The sequence below is a fragment of the Clostridium oryzae genome (assembly GCF_002029235.1).
GTDB classification, from domain to species: Bacteria; Bacillota; Clostridia; order Clostridiales; family Clostridiaceae; genus Clostridium_AE; species Clostridium_AE oryzae.
This window is the reverse complement of record NZ_MZGV01000006.1, coordinates 20207-39859: the sequence shown is the minus strand read 5'-3', so window position 1 is coordinate 39859 and position 19653 is coordinate 20207. Positions and strand designations below refer to the sequence as shown.

General features: G+C 32.7%; 18 protein-coding genes. 10 read left to right on the top strand and 8 right to left on the bottom strand.

Annotation, left to right across the window (positions count from 1 at the left end):
* The first annotated feature begins 141 nt into the window (after positions 1–141).
* Positions 142–954, top strand: a complete 813-nt coding sequence (locus CLORY_RS04315; protein ID WP_079422284.1) for a bacterial transcriptional activator domain-containing protein — start codon at positions 142–144, stop codon at positions 952–954.
* Between the two features lie 227 nt (positions 955–1181).
* Positions 1182–1403 (top strand): YuzB family protein, encoded by a 222-nt coding sequence (locus CLORY_RS04310; RefSeq protein ID WP_079422283.1) that lies wholly within the window; start codon positions 1182–1184, stop codon positions 1401–1403.
* A 104-nt stretch (positions 1404–1507) separates the two neighbouring features.
* Here the strand turns inward: CLORY_RS04310 and CLORY_RS04305 are convergent, their stop codons facing one another.
* Complete coding sequence (locus tag CLORY_RS04305) at positions 1508–1981, bottom strand: spore coat protein (RefSeq protein ID WP_079422282.1); 474 nt, start codon at positions 1979–1981, stop codon at positions 1508–1510.
* A gap of 193 nt (positions 1982–2174) precedes the next feature.
* Here CLORY_RS04305 and CLORY_RS04300 point away from each other — a divergent pair, with 193 nt between their 5' ends.
* The gene (locus tag CLORY_RS04300) at positions 2175–2609 is read left to right on the top strand and encodes a MarR family winged helix-turn-helix transcriptional regulator (RefSeq protein ID WP_079422281.1); all 435 of its coding nucleotides are present in this window, start codon (positions 2175–2177) and stop codon (positions 2607–2609) included.
* Between the two features lie 33 nt (positions 2610–2642).
* Positions 2643–3155: a GNAT family N-acetyltransferase gene (locus CLORY_RS04295; RefSeq protein ID WP_079422280.1), complete on the top strand. Its 513-nt coding sequence runs from the start codon at positions 2643–2645 to the stop codon at positions 3153–3155.
* Positions 3156–3324: 169 nt separating this feature from the next.
* Here CLORY_RS04295 and CLORY_RS04290 read toward each other — a convergent pair whose 3' ends face one another.
* The 5 genes from CLORY_RS04290 to CLORY_RS04270 all read right to left on the bottom strand — a co-directional run bounded on the left by CLORY_RS04290 (position 3325) and on the right by CLORY_RS04270 (position 8382).
* The gene (locus CLORY_RS04290; RefSeq protein WP_079422279.1) at positions 3325–4344 is read right to left on the bottom strand and encodes a tetratricopeptide repeat-containing glycosyltransferase family 2 protein; all 1020 of its coding nucleotides are present in this window, start codon (positions 4342–4344) and stop codon (positions 3325–3327) included.
* A gap of 43 nt (positions 4345–4387) precedes the next feature.
* Positions 4388–5662, bottom strand: coding sequence for a glycosyltransferase family 2 protein (locus tag CLORY_RS04285; RefSeq protein ID WP_169911523.1), 1275 nt, complete (start codon positions 5660–5662; stop codon positions 4388–4390).
* A 98-nt stretch (positions 5663–5760) separates the two neighbouring features.
* Positions 5761–6123 carry a MazG nucleotide pyrophosphohydrolase domain-containing protein gene (locus CLORY_RS04280; protein ID WP_079422277.1) on the bottom strand — a complete coding sequence of 121 codons (363 nt, stop codon included), beginning with the start codon at positions 6121–6123 and terminating at the stop codon, positions 5761–5763.
* Positions 6124–6663: 540 nt separating this feature from the next.
* Positions 6664–8082: a [FeFe] hydrogenase H-cluster radical SAM maturase HydG gene (hydG, locus tag CLORY_RS04275; RefSeq protein WP_079422276.1), complete on the bottom strand. Its 1419-nt coding sequence runs from the start codon at positions 8080–8082 to the stop codon at positions 6664–6666.
* Between the two features lie 21 nt (positions 8083–8103).
* On the bottom strand, positions 8104–8382 hold the full coding sequence (locus CLORY_RS04270; RefSeq protein WP_079422275.1) for a TM1266 family iron-only hydrogenase system putative regulator: 279 nt from the start codon (positions 8380–8382) through the stop codon (positions 8104–8106).
* 577 nt (positions 8383–8959) lie between these two features.
* Between CLORY_RS04270 and CLORY_RS04265 the strand changes: the two genes are divergently transcribed.
* The 3 genes from CLORY_RS04265 to CLORY_RS04255 all read left to right on the top strand — a co-directional run bounded on the left by CLORY_RS04265 (position 8960) and on the right by CLORY_RS04255 (position 11806).
* Entirely contained in the window at positions 8960–9577 is a 618-nt protein-coding gene (locus CLORY_RS04265; RefSeq protein WP_139375956.1) for a DedA family protein, read from the top strand.
* A 38-nt stretch (positions 9578–9615) separates the two neighbouring features.
* On the top strand, positions 9616–10287 hold the full coding sequence (locus tag CLORY_RS04260) for a VTT domain-containing protein (protein WP_079422273.1): 672 nt from the start codon (positions 9616–9618) through the stop codon (positions 10285–10287).
* A gap of 211 nt (positions 10288–10498) precedes the next feature.
* Entirely contained in the window at positions 10499–11806 is a 1308-nt protein-coding gene (locus CLORY_RS04255) for a phenylacetate--CoA ligase family protein (protein WP_079422272.1), read from the top strand.
* 124 nt (positions 11807–11930) lie between these two features.
* Here CLORY_RS04255 and CLORY_RS04250 read toward each other — a convergent pair whose 3' ends face one another.
* Positions 11931–12944: a 3-oxoacyl-ACP synthase III family protein gene (locus CLORY_RS04250; RefSeq protein WP_079422271.1), complete on the bottom strand. Its 1014-nt coding sequence runs from the start codon at positions 12942–12944 to the stop codon at positions 11931–11933.
* Between the two features lie 149 nt (positions 12945–13093).
* On the opposite strand from CLORY_RS04250, the gene CLORY_RS04245 reads away from it, so the two are divergent.
* Positions 13094–14623, top strand: a complete 1530-nt coding sequence (locus CLORY_RS04245) for a methyl-accepting chemotaxis protein (RefSeq protein ID WP_079422270.1) — start codon at positions 13094–13096, stop codon at positions 14621–14623.
* Between the two features lie 69 nt (positions 14624–14692).
* Here CLORY_RS04245 and CLORY_RS04240 read toward each other — a convergent pair whose 3' ends face one another.
* Positions 14693–15322 carry a hypothetical protein gene (locus tag CLORY_RS04240; RefSeq protein WP_079422269.1) on the bottom strand — a complete coding sequence of 210 codons (630 nt, stop codon included), beginning with the start codon at positions 15320–15322 and terminating at the stop codon, positions 14693–14695.
* Between the two features lie 204 nt (positions 15323–15526).
* Between CLORY_RS04240 and CLORY_RS04235 the strand changes: the two genes are divergently transcribed.
* Positions 15527–15919: a YkvA family protein gene (locus tag CLORY_RS04235; RefSeq protein ID WP_079422268.1), complete on the top strand. Its 393-nt coding sequence runs from the start codon at positions 15527–15529 to the stop codon at positions 15917–15919.
* A 191-nt stretch (positions 15920–16110) separates the two neighbouring features.
* Positions 16111–19647 carry an efflux RND transporter permease subunit gene (locus CLORY_RS04230; RefSeq protein ID WP_079422267.1) on the top strand — a complete coding sequence of 1179 codons (3537 nt, stop codon included), beginning with the start codon at positions 16111–16113 and terminating at the stop codon, positions 19645–19647.
* Positions 19648–19653: the final 6 nt, after the last annotated feature.

Here is a 19653-nt window from a genome sequence, read left to right as displayed (position 1 = left end):
GAACATAATCTGAACATATGTAGAAGAGAAACTATATAGTTATTTACATTTCAATTGTCATAAAATGTCGAGCGTGATATAATTTTAAATATAGTGTTTATTTAAATTTAATATTTTTCATAAACGCAGGAGGAGCAATTAATGGGGAAATATGAAGTATTTGATGATAAGGGAATACTGACCGAAAGGAATGCAAATAATCCCGATAATTTTGATGCTAGAATATGTTGCTTTGGATCTTTCCAAGTTTATAATAATATAGATACATATCCTTTAAAATGGAGAACATCAAAGAGTAAAGAAATGTTTGCTTATTTTTTTCAAAATCGCAATAAGCATGTTTATAAATGGAAGATTTGTCAGGCATTATGGCCTGAAATGGAAGATGATAAGGTAAATGTGCATTTACACACTACTATATATAAAATGAAAAAAACTTTGAGTTTAGCCAATATTAAAGTTAACGTGAAATATATAAATGGATATTACATAATGAATTTGCCTCATTATTATAGTGATATTGAAGAGTTTGAAAAAATACTTGATTCAGGAATAGAAATAACAGAAGACAATATTCAAGGGTATAAAAGTGTAGTGGATATATATACAGACAACTATATGGAGGAGAATAATTATATTTGGTCATTATCTACGAAGGAAATATATCTTAGAAAGTTCACAGAATTGTGTTTGAGTTTGATAAAATTTTATGTTAAAAGAGGTTTCTATAATGATGCTATAAATTTAAACAAAAAGTTGCTAAAAAGCATACCACTTGATGAGAACGCACATGAAATATTATTAGATTTATATGCGAGAAAACAAGATCGCACATCTTTTGTTAACCATTATAACCACTTACGTACTTTATTAAAGAATGAGTTAGATATAGAACCTAACGAATCCATTACAAGTTTATATTTGATGATAATAAATGAAAAAATCAATGCCTAGTTTACAGATAAGAGAATACTAAGAAACAGTAATATATTTTGAAGCTAGCGAATTTGCATAAAATTTGTGTTACAAGTGTTTAATGAATGGATCATTCTCCGTGGTGCCACTACATTTCGCTTTTTGTGCATATAAGAACAAAAACGGTTTTTATCATATGCATAAAAACATATTTATAAAAGATAATAAGTTAATGAAATGAACATCGATAAAGGAGAGTAATGCAAATGACAGATATAAAATTTTGTGAAAATAATTTTTCGTTTGGAACAGATGAAGTTATGAGAAAGTTGAAAGAAAGCCATAGGAATATAGAGGTATCAGCAGATTCCTGCTTGGGATATTGCGGAGATTGTGAACAAGGACCTTTTGCTTTAGTCAATGATGAAATGATACAGGCTGATACGGAAGAGGAACTGTTTGATATGATAGAAAATATGTTGGAGTAGGTAAATTAAGATTAAAAATAGAGTCAAAGTTTACAAAAAGAACTGATTCAGATAACATACGATTATTTGAATCAGTTCTTTTTTAGTAAAGCTTTAAGATTAGGCTATTGAACATTATACATTCCTTTGCTCTCCATATATTGAAATATAGCTTCTCCGTGTTTCTGCTCTTCTTTTTGTATATGGTTAAGTACATCGCGGGCTCTAGTGTCTTTGAATTCAAAAATTGCAGTATTGTAAGCTCCAGATACATATTTTTCTGTCATCAATAAATCTGTGCACATATCAGCATCAGATAGATTAGCTGTGTCTGGCTGAGAACTGCTTGTATTAACAGTAGAACCAGTATTTGTATTCTGATTTTGCTGCTGATTCATTTGGGGAATTTTACCGCTTAATAACTGATTAATAGTATCAAGATGTGTTTTTTCTGATTGAGCATTTGCATTGAATATCTGTTTTAATTGGGTATCTTTAGCGTGATTTGCGTAGTTAGTATATTTTTGTATACAAATCTGCTCATGATTTTTTTGGTCCTCCAGCAGCATTTTTTCCTTCTGTGATAATGTTAAATCCATAATAATGCACCTCCGATTTTATTTTGCGTAAACCTTTATATTTTATACCATAGTTTTTTGAAATCCTTTGCCTCTTCAATTGCAATGGTTATCTAGAAATTAGGACAGTAATTAGGTATTGGAGTCCATAATATATCACAAAACAGTTGATAACTGCAACTGTTTTGTGATACAATTAGTTCGAGGTGATTGTGTGGAAAAGCAAGGAAGCAACTATATGAGGGAATTAATAAGGCAGCTAGTAAGAAATCTTGGATTATTGGAGAAGGAAAGTACTAGCTGCGGGGATGTAAGCATATCACAATGTCATGCTATCGTAGAGGTTGGCAGAGCAGGTGAGATTTCATTAAATAAGCTTGCTGAAGTATTAACACTGGACAAAAGTACTATGAGCAGAACGATAAACAATCTGGTTGAAAATAATATGGTCATGAGAGAGGTGCATCCTGATGACAGAAGGTATGTAGCTATAAGTTTGACTGATGAAGGAAGGAAGCTATTTGATGATATAGAAGGAAGCATGCAGAAATATTACAGTACTGTATTTAATTATATATCTGAGAACAAGAGGGAGCAGGTGCTTGATAGTTTGCAGCTGCTGTTGGAGGCAATAAACAAGAACAAGTAATGAAAAATAATATTTAAAGGGGAGTGGGCTAATTTGGATTATAAAATTGAAAAAATGTTGGTGAGAGACTGGGAACAGGTAGCAAGAATATATTTAGAAGGTATTAGCACGGGAAAGGCTACATTTCAAACTGATGTACCAAGCTGGGAAGTTTGGAATAACAGTCATATCAAGTCCTGCAGATTGGTAGCACGACTAAATGATAATATATTAGGTTGGGTAGCTTTAAGTCCAACTTCCAGCAGATGTGTATATGCCGGTGCTGCAGAAGTAAGTATATATATTGAAACTGGATATAGGGGCAAGGGAGTAGGCATAGCATTGTTAACAGAGGTAATTAGGGCATCTGAACAGGAAGGTTTCTGGACTCTTCAATCTGGGATTATTAAAGAGAATACTGCCAGTATAGCACTACATAAGAAATGCGGATTTAGAGAACTGGGAATAAGAGAAAAGATTGCAAAAATGCCGACAGGCAAATGGCATGATGTAATTCTTATGGAACGCAGAAGCAAGGTAGTTGGAATAGATAATAGTAAGAGGTAAGAGATAAAAGAGAAAAGAGTAAAGAGAAAAGTGAAGGAAGAAATTCTGCTAAGTAGAATTTCTGAGAATTTAAATCTGAGTATTAGCAGATAAGCATAGAGCCGGCATAGGTGAGGAAGTGATTGGAGGAGGCATTTTCCAGCCGACGGAAATCACTTCCTCACCTTTTTTACTCTGGCATAGACCACTCAGACAGAGCTTTTCTGTAAATTTCTGCCTGTTCTTTGTTACCTAAAGCGTCATAGCATTGCATTAAACGTTTTAAAGGGTAGTCACCTTTATAATGTATATTTAAATACGGTTCGGATTCAAAAGCAGCGTTATAATACCATATAGCGGCTTCATAAAAATCATTTAACTCATAATAATATTCTCCTAATTCGTAACAAATTTCCGAACAGGGTTTATCTGCAACACCTTTTATACAATTCTTAAAAAAATTATGAATATCATGATTCAACCTAAAGCCTTTAGCGAGTACACACAAAGCATATTTTATCTCATCAGCTGAACGCTCAGCGTCTTCTATAACCTCTTTAAAATAATCTAAGGCTGCTTTGAAATCCGTTGAATTACCTGAGATGAACAGCTCTTTAGCATACATACTTACGAGCCTTTCCGATAGCCGATCTCCTTTTTTTATTACAGATAGAAAGGTATTAAAATCTCTGCCAGAATGATTACATTCAGGTAAATGTATGATCTCTATGTCACTATCATAAATAACAGGTTCTAATCTTATGGTTTCATGAATAGGTTCAATCCATTTAAAGTCTCTGAGTCTTTTAAATAATTTAGGGCGATATTCAGTATTGAAATTATAAGTAGTACCATAAACTAATTGGTTAGTGTACTTCATTTGTACAATTTCTACTTCATTAAGTAATACTTTTTTTATGTTCATAAACTTTCTATAATTTTCTTTATCAATAATCTCATCAGCATCTGCCGAGTAGATATAATCTTTAGTTGCTTTAGAAAAAGCAAAGTTTCGTGCTGCAGAAAAATCATCAATCCATTTAAAATCAAATATTTTATCAGTATATTTCTCAGCAATCTTCTTTGTGTTATCTGTGGAACCAGTATCAACAATAATTATTTCTTCTCCGATACCTTTAAGACTGTCAAGGCACCTTGCTAGTACAGCTTCTTCATTTTTAACGATTAAACATATGCTTATCGATATCATAAGTTCCTCCTTGTATGACATTTACGTCTATTAGTTATGTATGCTATAGTCTCCGCATTTCTTTTATCATGTGAATGAACAAAGGTTTCTGACTATATATAAAATTTTCTCTGCTGCAGCTATAGTTAATTACTTTGGAAATATCCTCATTTGTAGCAAGGATATTATCAAAAATATCTATATAAATAGTTTTTAAACTAAAATCTTTAATTTTAAAGATGTCACTGCAAAAGGTAAAACTTATATCAGATTTTTCAAGTGGATCTACTATAAGCTCAGTATTTGGATTTATGTTTTTTATTCTATTAATTAAGTCTTCTTTATATACATCATAGTTATTAGAGTCAATAAAAATTCTGTTTTTATTCTTTATTAGACCAGCAAGTTTATCATCAGATGAATCTACTGGAAATATCTTGCCATCTGATGCTTTACCTACAACCTGATGCAGTGCATCATCATAAGCATACATAACTGTTTTCATTCTGCTTTTTTCATCTCTATAGAAACCTTCATAGATGATGTTAAATATTGAGTTTAAAAATGTTTCTACCATTTTTTCTAGTTTTATTGGTGGCGTGTACTTAATAAAAAATGCAATCCAATTTCTCCAAGCGTAATAGGTTGGAAAGGTATTTACAATTTCCTTTTTTGCGCCCATGGCGTGGAGAGCTTTAGCTTTACCGTAGGATGCTACCTTGTAACCAGCTTGTTTACAACGATAGCACCATTCTACGTCGTCCCAATAAAGAAAATTATCCTCTGGCATAATGCCTATCCTTTTAACTACAGAGGTTCTTATCATTAACGAACATGCTGCCACACTGTCACAGTATATAACTTCGGGCATAGTTCCATCTTCTATATGATTCAAATAGTTAGGTTCAACACAAAAATGCTCAAAATCTATTTTTACTCCAAATTCCTGCACGTAATCGGGACATTCCATATGGTAAACCTTACAGCCAGCCATGCCAACGTTAGTGTGGATTTCTAAAAAATAGTATAGTGCACCAATAGCGTTTTCATCAAGTAAAACATCGTTATCTATGCACATCAAATATTTATAGTGCTTTTTTAACGCTCTCCTCAATCCAGTATTGAAACCACCCGAACCGCCTAAATTTTCTTCATTTACAATAAGTTCTACTTTATCGCCATATTGTTTTTGTATAAGTTCAACTGAATTATCTGTTGATGCATTATCTACAACGTATATGTCAAAGTCTTGAAACTTGGATTCTATTACAGACTGTATGCATTGCAAGATATAGTCGCTTCTATTATAATTACATATTACTATTCCTACTGATTTCATAAAACATTGCCTCTTCTTATGCAAATTTCCCCTTAAGTATAAGTAGCATTGTTTCATAGGACTTTATATAGCTTTACAGACAAGCAAACTAATAAATATTAAATGAGATTTTTATATTGTTTTTCGTAATCTCTATTCATATTAGTTTCGAACTTTTTTAAGTATTCACTTGAAAACTCTTCAGGAGAGACCTTAAATCTATTAAGAACGTCCATGTAATACATCATTACATCTCCTAATTCTTCAACGAAATGTTTTCTAACAGCTGGATCATTCATTATGTCTTCCTCGCCTTTTTTCTTTATAATAGCTATAACTTCGCCTATTTCTTCAATCATATATAAAATAAAACTTTTTCCATACTGAGGTTCTATAGGAGCCCAACTATCTTTATGCTTTTCCCAAAGTTCTTTTTGGAGTCTTAACATTTCAGATACGCATAAATCTTTTGAATTTGTCATTGAAAAATTCCTCCATTTTACAAAATTACAATTACAATTATAGACTTTTTTATACTTAAAAACAATTTTGACAAGAAGTTGCCGCAAGTATCTGAAACAATATATTACAAATAAAGATATATTTGGATGCTATATATAGTTTAGAATGTGTATTATTATTGTTATAATAATGTCATTAACATCCTAAAGGCACTTCCAAGAAATATAAGTCTGATATTAAAAGAAATACTGTTTGGGACGTTTTCTCATCTTATAAATTTGACCCAGTATCACAGGTAGCTATAGATGAAGATTGGTCAGCGATGAGACTAAGACCTACAGATAAGATAAAGAATGAACGATAACTATTAATTTTTTAAGCATAGGTTATATACCAAGTATCTGAAGGTAACTATGAAGAAAATGCTGCTTTGCAAATTAATAAGAGAAAAATTTGAAAGCAGCAATATGGAAAATAATACTTTTAAATGTATGGAGTAGGCAATGGTCAGAGAGCGCAGGAAGTATTTTCTAGCCAGTGGAGGTATTCGCCAATCTTTTTTAGAAACGGAAGTCTCGCTTTCCTTCATGTATTTCTGCTATATAATTCTTAGCAATTTCACGGCGCTTTTCATTTGGAATTTTCTCAAGCTCTTCAGCAATTAAATTTTCTCCCGTTTCCTTTGTAACATCAGAAGCATAGTCTTCAAGATATTCCTTAAGTGTCATAAGAGCATTTGGATGACAGCAATTAGCGATCTGGCCAGCTTTAACGAGGCTCATAAAGCGGTCACCGGTACGCCCTTCACGATAGCAGGCAGTGCAAAAACTTGGAACATAACCAAGCTTCATCAGCCAGTTTACAATTTCATCTAATGTTCTATTATCATTTACATCAAATTGTGCAGAATTATCCTCTTCGTCCTCTTTTTCATAGTATCCGCCAACACTTGTACTTGAAGCACCACTTATCTGAGAAACTCCAAGTTCTAAAACACGTTCACGTGTAGCTTTGGATTCTCTTGTTGATATGATCATACCTGTATATGGAACTGCTATTCTAATTATTGCAACAATTTTAGCAAATACGTCATCTGAAATTGCATTAGAAAATGTACTAGGATCAATATCATCTGCAGGGCGAATTCTTGGAACACTTATTGTATGAGGTCCAACACCGTTAGCAGCTTCTAAATGCTCTGCATGCATTAATAGACCTACAAAATCATATTTGTACATATTTAGTCCAAACAATACACCTATTCCTACATCATCAATACCGCCTTCCATGGCTCTATCCATTGCCTCAGTATGGTAAGCATAATCATGTTTAGGCCCTGTTGGATGCAGTTCTTCATAATTCTTTTTATTATAGGTTTCCTGAAATAATATATAGGTACCGATACCAACCTCTTTTAGTTTTCTATAGTTTTCGACTGTGGTAGCAGCAATATTTACATTAACACGTCTTATAGCACCATTCTTATGTTTTATACTATATATTGTCTTTATGCTTTCAAGCACATATTCAATTGGATTGTTTACAGGATCTTCACCCGTCTCAAGTGCTAGACGCTTATGTCCCATATCCTGAAGAGCTATAACCTCACGTTTTATATCTTCCTGAGATAATTTTTTACGACTTATATGTTTATTTTTATGATGATATGGGCAATAAACGCAGCCATTTACACAATAATTTGAAAGATAAAGAGGAGCGAACATAACGATTCTATTGCCATAGAAGGCCTGTTTAATCTCTTTAGCTAATTCAAACATTTTTTTGTTTTCGTCTTCCAAATCACATTCCAACAATACCGCTGCTTCTCTGTGACTCAATCCCTTGCAGTCTTTAGCACGTTTTAGAAGGCTGTCAATCAACTCGCGATTTCTCTTATTTTTTTTCGCGTATTCAAGAGTTTCAAGTATCTCCTCATCGTTTATAAATTCAGTAGCAACTTTTGATTTTGGATTATACATAAGCTTTACACCTCATTAATATTATTTATTTGATAAATCATCAGAACCAACTGTTGATATCTTGGAATAAACTGTTTTTGTACTAACATGAGGCAGCATTCCTAATTTCCCAGATAAGGCGCTTATAACATCCATAGGTGCATCTAAAATAACACTGATTACAGAAATATGGCGTTTATGATAGGGAATCCCCATTCTGCCTATAATATATTCTCCATAATCGTGAAGAATGGAATTAAGCTTTTCGACAGAATCCCTGTTTTCAACAATAATACCAATTTGTGCGATTCTCGTTTCCATAGCTGTGAATCCTCCTTGTAATGAAAGGGCACGTATTTAAAATTATTCCCTAAATTAAAAATTCTTGTGCTTAAAGGCACAAGATTAATAACAATGTATAAATTATGAATTAAAAATTAGTAATAAATGAGAGAATTTTTAATTCCTCATTCCTCATTCATAATTCTTAATTATCATTATTTACATGCTTCGCCTTTTCACTTGGGACGAACCCTTGTGCATTCAGTACGATAGTTTTAAGGGTTTTAAAAAGGTTAGCTGCAAGATATAAATATCCCAATATCATCTTTAACAGTTCACCAAAACATCATTTATACTGTAACATTTTATTTGATAAAAATGCAATAGTTTTTATCACTATTACTAATGTTATAGCATTGGAATACTGGATTTATATTTATTAAATTTTAAAAGTGGAAATAAATTTCAAAATAAGGGAGAGAATATATAAAAAGGTAGGGAAAACTACATAAATTCGCCTATAAATAGCGTAGATAAAAAAGTTTAATATTTTTTGCATACAATTCATCTAGTGAAGTGGTTTCCTTATAATAGACTGGATATGGGAGTGATCATTTTGCATTTTATCACACAATTACTCAATCAGTATGGATATTTAGTTCTGCTGGTTTGTCTTTCATTAGAATTAGCTGCATTACCTTTGCCTGGAGAGGCGCTTATGACATACTGCGGATATATTGTTTATTTAAGAAAGATGAATTGGACTATAAGCATTATAGCAGCTACAGTAGGTGCAGTGGCAGGAATAACATCATCATATTTTATTGGGAAATTATTGGGAAAGGATTTTTTTGAAAAATATGGCCGTTATTTATTTATGAATAAGAAACGTTTAGATAAAGTGTCAGCGTTTTTTAATAAATACAATACTTGGATTATATTTTTAGCGTTTTTTATTCCAGGTATGCGCCATGTTATGGGGTATTTTTGTGGTATAATAAAAGTGCCATATAAAAATTTTTCAATAAGTGCGTATACAGGTGCAGCTGCTTGGACTACCACATTTATATCTATGGGCAATTTTTTAGGTGCTAGTTGGTCTAGAAGTGATAGAATAATAAAGTATATTACTATAGGTTTAGTAGCAACTTTAGTATTAGTATTTACGTATTTTTACGTAAGATACAGAATTAAAGGTAGATATGTTATTGAAAATGATGGCAGTGAAAGTTAAATATTAGAAACATAAGTTATAAGGTAGGAGAATATATAATGGAATTTATAGGACATTTCTTAAACATAGTTCTGCATGTGGATAAATATATGAATTTAGTAATCAGGGATTATGGAAATTTTACATATTTACTGCTGTTTGTAGTGATATTAATAGAGACCGGGGTTGTAATAATGCCGATCCTTCCTGGAGATTCAGTATTGTTTATAACAGGAGCTTTTGCAGCAATAGGGTCGTTTAACATAGCACTGCTTATTATAATTGTCTATGCTGCTGCAGTTATCGGAGACACTATGAATTATCATATAGGAAAATATATAGGAAGAAAAATATATGATAAAGAGAAAGTGAGATTTTTAAAAAAGGAGTATCTATATAAAACACAGACATTCTATGAAAAGTACGGAGCTAAAACTATAATTATTGCAAGGTTTATGCCTATAATTCGAACATTTGCACCGTTTGTTGCTGGAATAGGTAAAATGAAATACACTAAGTTTCTATTGTTTAATATGATAGGGGCAGGTGCATGGGTATTGTTGCTGACTTTGAGCGGATACTTCTTTGGTAATATTCCTGTAGTAAAAAATAATTTTACCTATGTTATATATGGAATAGTATTTGTTTCAGTACTCCCAAGTTTTATAGTAGTTTTGAAGCAAAAACTTAGTGCTAAATATAATGGAAAAGATAAAAAGGAAATAGCTTAAAACTTTTTATTAAAAATCGGCTTATCGTCAGCCGATTTTTTTTTATAAAAGTAATGAGGATATAGTAACACAATTTTTACATATTAAATATTAAATGTAAAAAAATATATAAATATATAAATTGAAGGAAAAAATATACGATAAAGGTAATATAGTCAATAATATTTATCAAATAGGTTCCGCAACAATATTCATTAAAGGAGATGAACTTATGAATGATCTAGAAGAAAATTTATCACGTGAAAAGATTGCTTACATTCAGGAAGAAAGATTAATAAAAACTGTTAAATATGTTTATGAAAACGTACCGTTTTATAAGCGTAAATTCGATGAAATTGGCTTAATACCTGAAGATATAAGGTCATTAGAAGATGTTAAGTTACTCCCGTTTACAACTAAACAAGATTTGAGAGAAAATTATCCTTATGGAATGTTTGCTGTTCCAATGGATAGGATTGTAAGAATTCATGCTTCATCAGGAACTACAGGAACTCAGACCATAGTTGGATACACTCAAAAAGATATAGATGTGTGGGCAGATATATTAGCAGCTACCTTAAAGCGGTATGGAGTGACTTCTAAAGATATGGTTCAGGTTGCTTACGGTTATGGTTTATTTACAGGCGGCTTAGGTATTCACTACGGAATTGAACGTTTAGGGGCATCCGTCATACCTATATCTGGCGGAAATACAGAAAAGCAGATATTGACTATGAGAAACTTCGGAGTAACTGTACTAGCATGTACACCATCATATGCTTTACATATATATGATACAATGGTAAAGATGGGAATAAATCCTGATGAATTAAAGCTTCGAATGGGTGTTTTTGGAGCCGAGCCTTGGTCTGACGAGATGAGACAAGATATTCAAAACAAGTTTAAATTTAAAGCTTATGATATATATGGATTAAGTGAAGTAATGGGCCCTGGGGTAGCTGGTGAGTGCACTTTCCAACAAGGTTTACATATTAATGAGGAATATTTCTTGCCAGAAATAATTAATCCTAAAACTCTAAAAAATGTTCAAGATGGAGAAACAGGTGAATTGGTATTTACTACGTTGACAAAGGAAGGAATACCGCTTATAAGATATCGTACAAGGGATTTATCAGAGCTTAATTATGGAAGATGTCAATGTGGCTGTAATTTAGTTAGAATGAAGCGTATATATGGCAGAAGTGATGATATGATGATTATTAGAGGAGTAAATATATATCCAATACAGGTAGAGAAGATACTCCTTAGTTTTAAAGAATTATCTCCTAACTATACATTAACTGTTGACAGAAAAAATAATTTGGATGAGTTGATAGTTTCAGTTGAATTGAATAGGAGTAAGGAGTACTGCAGTAAAGAGCAACTCGATGCATTGAAAAAAAGAGTTAATAACAAAATGCATAATATATTACAAATATATTGCACTATTAATCTTGTTAATGCCGACAGCATTGTAAAGAGTGAAGGAAAAGCTCATAGAGTACTTGATAAAAGAAATTATGATATGGTTAATATATAAAATTATATGTTCGTATAAATGATATAAAATTATATTGCTGAATGAAGTTTAAGCTCGTACCAAATCTAAATGTTGAATGAATTTGGCACGAGCTTAAATCATTAGTGAAAACTTATTGGCTGTATTAAAATTTATATAGAATGGAACCCATAGTTGAGCCTGCACCTACAGAACAAAGTACAGCTTTGGCGCCTTTCTTTACAGGTTTATTCTGCAAGGTTTCATGAAGCGCAAATATTGGACTGGTGTTACCAGTATATCCATATTTATCTCCTACGTATGGAAATCTATTTTTATAATCTTTAATATCCAAGGCTTTAGCGGTTTCAACTATATACTGTATTGAATATTGGGATAAAAAGAAATATTGAATCTCATCTAGAGTGAAATTGTAGTTAAGTTCAAATTCTTTAATAGCTTTACACCATTCCTCAACAAAAAAATCCATATGAAATGGAGTCCAGCGCTGCTTTCTATCATATTCAGATGTAGTGCTTAGAATGCTTTTTGAAAGCCCGCAGTTAGGTGAAACAACGTAGTTACAAAATTCGGTTTTGGCACAATAACTTGAGTCCAAGAAACCTCGCTGCTCTTCTTCTTCACAGCATTTAAGGATTACGGCAGCAGCACCATCACCAGAAACAGGATATGTATATTTAGCGTCTTCCCTTGTAAATCTAGATTCATATATACCACCAACAACAAGAGCATATTTTAGTTTTTTTGACGTTTTCATGTATCGAGTAACTTGATCTAGAGCCATTAACATTCCAAGGCAGTTTGAGTTTAAATCGTACAAGGAATGAGCGTTAACAGCACCTAACTCATGATTTATCATTAGAGCATTTGTAGGAGACAGATATTCAGGTGTATCTGAAGTAAATACTATAGCATCAAGCTGCTCAGCAGATATATCAGCAGCTTTTAATGCGTTTTTTGAAGCTTCTATAGCCATGGTTAAAGCATTTTCAGTATCATTGTTTACGATATAACGTTCGTTTCTTCCGACTTTTTCTAGGAAATCAGTTATATCTTGTCCTAATTTTTTGAAGTGTTCTATATAGTATGAGTTACCAACTTTATTTGCTGGATGGTATATGCCTGTACCAATAATTGTTACATTTTTATAATTAGTCATACTAATCTCCTTTCAATATTACAAAAATATAAATATACATACAATTTATGATAAAATATGATATAATATGTATATTATATCATATTGTGGTATCGTATTAAATATTTATAACTGCAATAACACAATTAAAGTATACTTGGAGGTGCAGAATGAGCAACGAAGAAAGCTCTATATTAAGTTTTAACAAAAGAACTCTTAAATTTGTCTTAGCAATTTATGTATTGTGTGGTGTAGTATCATTACTTTTCTTCTGCGCAATAAAAATTCTAGGATTTAATAATAAGATAAAGGTAATGTATTTGTTAATTTTAGCAGGTATTGTTGTTGTTTATGCAATAGTATTTTTTACTTGTTATAAGCTTACGGTTACGCCCAAGGGCTTTAATACAAGAGCATTTAGGATAACGAAAGTTATGGTGCTAATAGCAACCTATTTTCAGTATTTATATTTAAATTTTACTATGGATTTAGGTTCCTTATGGCTTGTAGTGTTCTTTTTTGTAATCTTAGGCGGAATGTTTTTTGATGTAAAAATGATTGTAGCATCAATAATATTGAGTATTTTATCTCAGATTATAGTATTTATAAACAAACCTTCAATTTTTGCCGGAAGCAATTCTTTGGATGAATTACTTATGAGAGCTGTAGCTATTGGATTAACTCTAGTAGGTATATTTTTGATCGTATACTTTGCTGCTAATTTACTAAAAACAGTAGGTAACAAAGAAATTGAAATCAGAAGTGAAAATGAAAAACTAGTAAATTTATTTAAAAGTATATCCGAGGCGTCTAGTACTATTTTAGCCTCAAGCGAAAATTTAGGCGCAGCAATCGAACAACAGACAAGCGCTTTACAGGAGGTTTCAGGAACAAGTCAAACTGTATCAACTGACTCAAGTGAGATGCTTGAGAAATCTAATAAAAACAAAGAAATATTGACTAAGTTACTGAACGCTAATGAAGTGGTTGCAAATAAGACAGACGACATAGAGGACAAGATAAAAGAAGTTCTGCACATTACAGACGATAACGAAATGTCATTAAATAATACACTTACAATCATTAACGATATAAAAAATGGTATAGAAAATACATTTGAATCTACAAGAGAATTGGAACAAAAGTCTGGTGAAGTAGATGAGATATTATCTCTTATAGGCGATATATCTGAGCAGACAAATTTGCTAGCTCTAAATGCATCTATTGAGGCAGCTAGAGCAGGAGAGTATGGCAAAGGCTTTGCTGTAGTGGCAGATGAGATAAGAGAACTTGCTGAAGGTACTCAGCAGTCACTTGGACAAGTAAAAAGTATAGTTGACGAACTGAAAAGCAAAATTTATACAGTTCAGCATCAAATGACTGATAATAATGAGAAGTCCCAGACTGGAAACAAACTTATTAATGAAACAGTTGAAGGTTTGAAGACTATGACTTCAAGATTGAAATTATTTAGTAATAATATAACAGATATTAGCAGAGCATCAGATACACTTCTTTCAGAAACTAAGAATGTTGTCCAATTTAATGAGCAGATATCGCAAATAACAGAAAGCACAATATCAAAATACGGTCTTGTAACAGAAGAGATAGCACAAAGTGCTGCTGCCAGCGAAGAGATAGAAGCCAGCATAAATGAGCTTAAGAATATTGCTATGGATATGAATAAGCTTATAGAATAGATTATTGTACAAATATAATAATAGAAAAAGATTATGGCTGCAGAACGCATTCCGACGCCATAATCTCTTTTATTTTGATAAAAACTTTACATATAAACTAGTAACATTTTTTAGTATTTCTAAGCTTGTTATAACACTGTTTTCTGACTCTAAAGAGTGATTAGCATTTTCTATTATATTTAAATCTATTGATGGAAAAGTGCTAATTAAATTAATGTGTTCTTTGAAAAAAAATTTATCTTCAGTACCAACAACAACGGTGCATTTGCTTGATGATATATGTGATACTGTTCCTAATAGCGGAGTTAAAAATAAATTTTTAATTTTATCATATCCAATAGTTTTACTTATATCTCCTGCAACTAATGTTCCAAAACTTTTACTTATAAAATAGACATTTTTATACGATCTGCTTAGACATAGTCCAACGGCTTCAGCAGATTCCTTTATAGTGTCACCTGCAAGTTTTGGATTAAATCCGCTGTTGGTCTTATAATAGCCATATTCAAGGCACAAAACGTCATATCCTAAGGATAACGCGATTTTTCTTGCGTAATAAAGCAGAGGCTTATCACAAGGATAGTTTGTGCCGGGGAATAAAACCACAACCGAATCAGATCCAGAAGACTGAGCGTACAATACATTTGGAATATCATGTCCAAAAGATGATCTTACGCTAATAAAGGATTTGTTTATCAAGATACCACTCCTCGCATATGTTTTCTAGCAAAATGTTTTAATAGTTATATAGAGTTATTTATATAATTACATTATAACAGTATTGAGAATATTAAGCATTTTTTTTATAAAAAAATTAAAAAATGAAGTTTAGTAATTGAATATGTAGTATATTGTTGTAATATATTTGTTGTAATTATTATAAAAATATGATTTGAGGTATATATGAAAAATAAATTTACAGAGATGCTTTCACATTCTAAACTAGCTGTTACAAAAACGAAGAAAGAGGTAGGAGCTTTATACTTTGCCTATAGGAGGAAGGATGTGCCGCTATATGCAAAATTAATGGCTATGGCAGTGGTTGGCTATGCATTAAGTCCATTAGATCTAATACCTGATTTTATACCGATATTGGGATACTTAGATGATTTGATACTAATACCACTTGGAGTTACCATAGCTGTAAAATTAATTCCTAAAAATATCATGAAGGAATGTAGATTACAAGCTGAAGAAGCATTTAGCAAGAATAAGCATAAAAATTGGATAGCAGGTGCGGTAATCATCATTTTTTGGGTATTAATAATAATGTATATTCTATCAAAAATTATATAGGAACAAAAAGTATCCACAGTGTAAATAAATATTAGACAAAGCTGTGGATACTTTTTTGATTATAAATGTGCAAAAGAGGATATTAAGTTTCAAAATTGTAACATGGCTGTGACATTAATCGGTATAACAAACTGAATACTGTGTGTAAAATTTAATTATGACTAAATATCTAAGAAGTTGGAGGAGAAACGATGAAAAAATTAATGAATTTTACGCTAAAAAATACGTTTGTAATATTTCTAGTCATTGTCATGTTAATTGGCGGAGGAGTGTATTCTACAAAGAATATTAAAATGGAGACAATGCCGGATATAACTATTCCAGTGATAACGACTGTCACGATATATCCTGGTGCATCGCCTGAGGATGTGGCAGAGAAAATAACAGAACCTATGCAGAAGTCAATATCAGGTATTCAGGGAGTGGATACTGTTAAGACAATGAACAATGAAAACATAGGTATTATAATAACTCAATTCAACTACAACACTGATATGGACAAGGCAGAGAAAAATGTAACAGATGCCGTTAATAAGATAACTCTTCCAGACGATGCGCAGAAACCAACTATAAGCCGCGTAGGATTTGGAAGTATGCCAGTTATAACTTATGCTGTTGCAGGTACTATGGATAAGGAGAAACTTACAAAATATATAAATGATAAAGTAAGTCCTAAACTTAGCGGTATTTCTGGAGTATCAAGTATCAGTGTGCAAGGAACTGCAGATAACAGCGAATATATAAAAGTTGACAGCAGCAAGCTTAAAAAGTATGGATTAAGCATGGATGATGTGAAGAGTGCACTTACAGGTAACAACATATCATATCCTGTTGGACAAGCAGATATAAATGGTAAAACTTTACCTATAAGGACAGAAAAGAGGATAAGCAGTATAGATGAGCTAAAATCCATTCCTATAGTTGTACCTATAAATACTACTTCTGTAATGGGTGACAGTCTCAAGCAGATGGGTGAGGGAATGACTCAGCTTGGCAAATCAGTACAGCAGCTTGGAGAAGGTATGGGAGAAATGTCCCAACAGGTATCACAAGGGATGGGGCAGTTAGCACAGTCTCAGGCACAGATAGGAGGACTTGTTGGAAGTAATACTCAGGCTATAGCTTATTTAAATGGAATACAGCAAATACAGATGGGGATAATGTCTCAGCAAGCGGTATTGACAAATCCACTAACTACAGCAGCTCAAAAAAAACAGGCTAGTACAGTTCTTACACAGCTTCAAAAGCAGCTTAAGCAAAGTCAGGATGCACTAAATAAGACCCTTAATGATGAGATGAAAAAGGGAAAGAGCATGCAGTCTTCATCAAAAAACACTGCAAAATCCAGTAATAGCAGTGCTGCTAAAAACGGGAAAGCGTTAAATGCCAACAGTAGCAAACAATCTTCATCCTCTTCAGCAAGGGGTAAAAGTATAGACAAAATAAAAGTCAAAGTTGTATTCCTAGGTGATGTGGCAAAAATAACAAGTTCATCATCAGAGAATGAATTAAAGACAAGGACGAATCTAAAAGACGGCGTTATCTTAAGCGTTTATAAAAGCGATGATGGAAATACAGTCCAGGTATCAAATGCAGTAAAAAATGCAATTGAGGAACTTCATAAAGATAACTCAGCATGCAAATTCAGCATTATAAGTGATAGTTCAGTAAACATAAAGAATTCTGTAAATGGAATGATAAGAGAAGGAGTTTTAGGAGCTCTATTTGCAATAATTGTTATAGCGCTTTTCCTCAGAGATTTAAGGGCTACAGTTATTGCGGTGATATCGATACCTCTGTCTATATTGATCGCTTTGATACTGATGCCGCGTCTTGGAATAACACTTAACATAATGTCCTTGGGCGGAATCGCAGTAGCGGTAGGGCGTATAGTTGATGATTCCATAGTGGTTATAGAAAATATCTATAGAAGATTTTCTCAGGATGAGAATAGGGATGAGGAACTGATAAAAGACGCAGCGGCTGAGGTTGGTTCGGCAATAATGTCTTCTACAATCACTACAGTAGGAGTATTCCTTCCGCTCTCTTTTATAACTGGTATTGTAGGAAAAGTATTTTATTCTTTTGCTGTAACAGTGGTAATATGCATTCTTGCATCTCTTTTAGTTGCGATAGTGGTAGTGCCCGTATTAAGTAAGAAGATGATTTTGGGCAGGAAGATAAAATTTGTAGAACATGAAGGAAGAATTGTTATTATATACAGAAGGATTCTTTCTGCAGCATTGGATCACAGAATGGCAGTTATAGGAATAGCTTTAGTACTATTTGTTGGAAGCATATTTCTTGCAGCTAAGATTCCTACTCAGTTTCTTCCAAGTGAAAGCACTAATATTTTAAGTGGTGATCTTACTATGTCATCAGGTACCTCAGAAGAGGTTACGAATAAATATGCGTTGAAGTTCGAAAAATATTTGCATGAAAGAGAAGATATTGAAACTGTATCAAGTTCAGTGGGAGATACGAGTTCTTCAGGTAATAGTCTTACATCAATGCAGGGCAGCAACGGTGCCAGCTTCACAGTGGTAATTAAGCAGGGGAAAAATTATGATAAGGTGGCAGAAGAGATAAGTAAAGAAGCAGAAAAATTATCTGATAAAAAGGCTAAATTCAAGATAGCTACTCAATCAGCTACAGGACAATCTGAAAATGTTGAAGTAGATTTGTATAGTGACAAAGAGAAAGATTTAGATAAGGCATCGGATTTAGTATTACAAAAACTGAAGAATTTTAAGGAGCTTACTAATGTTATGAGTAGTGTCAGTGAGAAAAAGCCTGAAATTGAAATTAAGGTAGATGAAAAGAAAGCAGCCCAGAATGGATTGACATCACTTATGGTGGCTGGAATGGTAAGAAGTAATTTAAACTCTGATATGGTCACAACCATAAGTAATGATAATGAAGATACAAATGTATATCTGGGATATAAGGACAAAAAACTTAATAGTGTAAATAGCATTAAAAATTTCAAAATTACAGGTATGAAGGGAACTATAAAACTTTCCGATGTAGCTAGGGTATCGAAAGGATATGGACCGGTTACAGTGACGGGTTTAGATGGAAAAAGGTATGTTGCAGTAACGGCTGACATCAAATCAAAGGATACTGGTAAAGTTTCTAAAGAAGTAATAAAAGCGGTAGATAATCTGAAAAACAAGCTTCCTAAAAGTGTAACCTACAGCTCTGGAGGAAGTAAGCAGCAGATTGATGACGCATTTTCCCAGATGGGAATGGCAATACTTGTAGCTATTGCTTTAGTATATGTAATAATGGTTTTAACTTTTGGAGAAGGAAGAACACCTTTTGCAATATTATTTTCTCTGCCTTTTGCAGCCATAGGTGCAATTTTAGGACTTCTAATTACGGGACAATCTTTGTCAGTTTCAGGAATGATAGGCATGCTTATGCTCATCGGTATAGTAGTTACTAATGCTATCGTTCTTTTAGATAGGGTCAAACATAACAGAGCAAGTGGAATGAATGTAAGACAAGCCTTGATAGAGGCTGGAGGAGTGAGATTAAGACCAATACTTATGACGGCTATAGCAACAATAATGGCGCTGGTACCTCTTGCACTAGGTTTTTCAGAAGGAGCATTAATATCCCAAGGGTTAGGGATCGTAGTTATTGGAGGATTGCTTGTTTCTACTATTCTTACTTTAATTGTAGTACCTGTAATATATAGCATTATACAGAGAGAAAAGATATAATGTTAT

What these genes read in the sequence shown, in the direction of transcription:
- CLORY_RS04280 (WP_079422277.1), bottom strand. Translation starts at nt 6,123, where the DNA reads ATGACAAATTCAAAAGATTTATGCGTATCTGAAATGTTAAGACTCCAA.
- CLORY_RS04235 (WP_079422268.1), top strand. Translation starts at nt 15,527, where the DNA reads ATGAAAAATAAATTTACAGAGATGCTTTCACATTCTAAACTAGCTGTT.
- CLORY_RS04315 (WP_079422284.1), top strand. Translation starts at nt 142, where the DNA reads ATGGGGAAATATGAAGTATTTGATGATAAGGGAATACTGACCGAAAGG.
- CLORY_RS04285 (WP_169911523.1), bottom strand. Translation starts at nt 5,662, where the DNA reads ATGAAATCAGTAGGAATAGTAATATGTAATTATAATAGAAGCGACTAT.
- CLORY_RS04245 (WP_079422270.1), top strand. Translation starts at nt 13,094, where the DNA reads ATGAGCAACGAAGAAAGCTCTATATTAAGTTTTAACAAAAGAACTCTT.
- CLORY_RS04305 (WP_079422282.1), bottom strand. Translation starts at nt 1,981, where the DNA reads ATGGATTTAACATTATCACAGAAGGAAAAAATGCTGCTGGAGGACCAA.
- CLORY_RS04270 (WP_079422275.1), bottom strand. Translation starts at nt 8,382, where the DNA reads ATGGAAACGAGAATCGCACAAATTGGTATTATTGTTGAAAACAGGGAT.
- CLORY_RS04310 (WP_079422283.1), top strand. Translation starts at nt 1,182, where the DNA reads ATGACAGATATAAAATTTTGTGAAAATAATTTTTCGTTTGGAACAGAT.
- CLORY_RS04230 (WP_079422267.1), top strand. Translation starts at nt 16,111, where the DNA reads ATGAAAAAATTAATGAATTTTACGCTAAAAAATACGTTTGTAATATTT.
- CLORY_RS04290 (WP_079422279.1), bottom strand. Translation starts at nt 4,344, where the DNA reads ATGATATCGATAAGCATATGTTTAATCGTTAAAAATGAAGAAGCTGTA.
- hydG (WP_079422276.1), bottom strand. Translation starts at nt 8,082, where the DNA reads ATGTATAATCCAAAATCAAAAGTTGCTACTGAATTTATAAACGATGAG.
- CLORY_RS04260 (WP_079422273.1), top strand. Translation starts at nt 9,616, where the DNA reads ATGGAATTTATAGGACATTTCTTAAACATAGTTCTGCATGTGGATAAA.
- CLORY_RS04250 (WP_079422271.1), bottom strand. Translation starts at nt 12,944, where the DNA reads ATGACTAATTATAAAAATGTAACAATTATTGGTACAGGCATATACCAT.
- CLORY_RS04255 (WP_079422272.1), top strand. Translation starts at nt 10,499, where the DNA reads ATGAATGATCTAGAAGAAAATTTATCACGTGAAAAGATTGCTTACATT.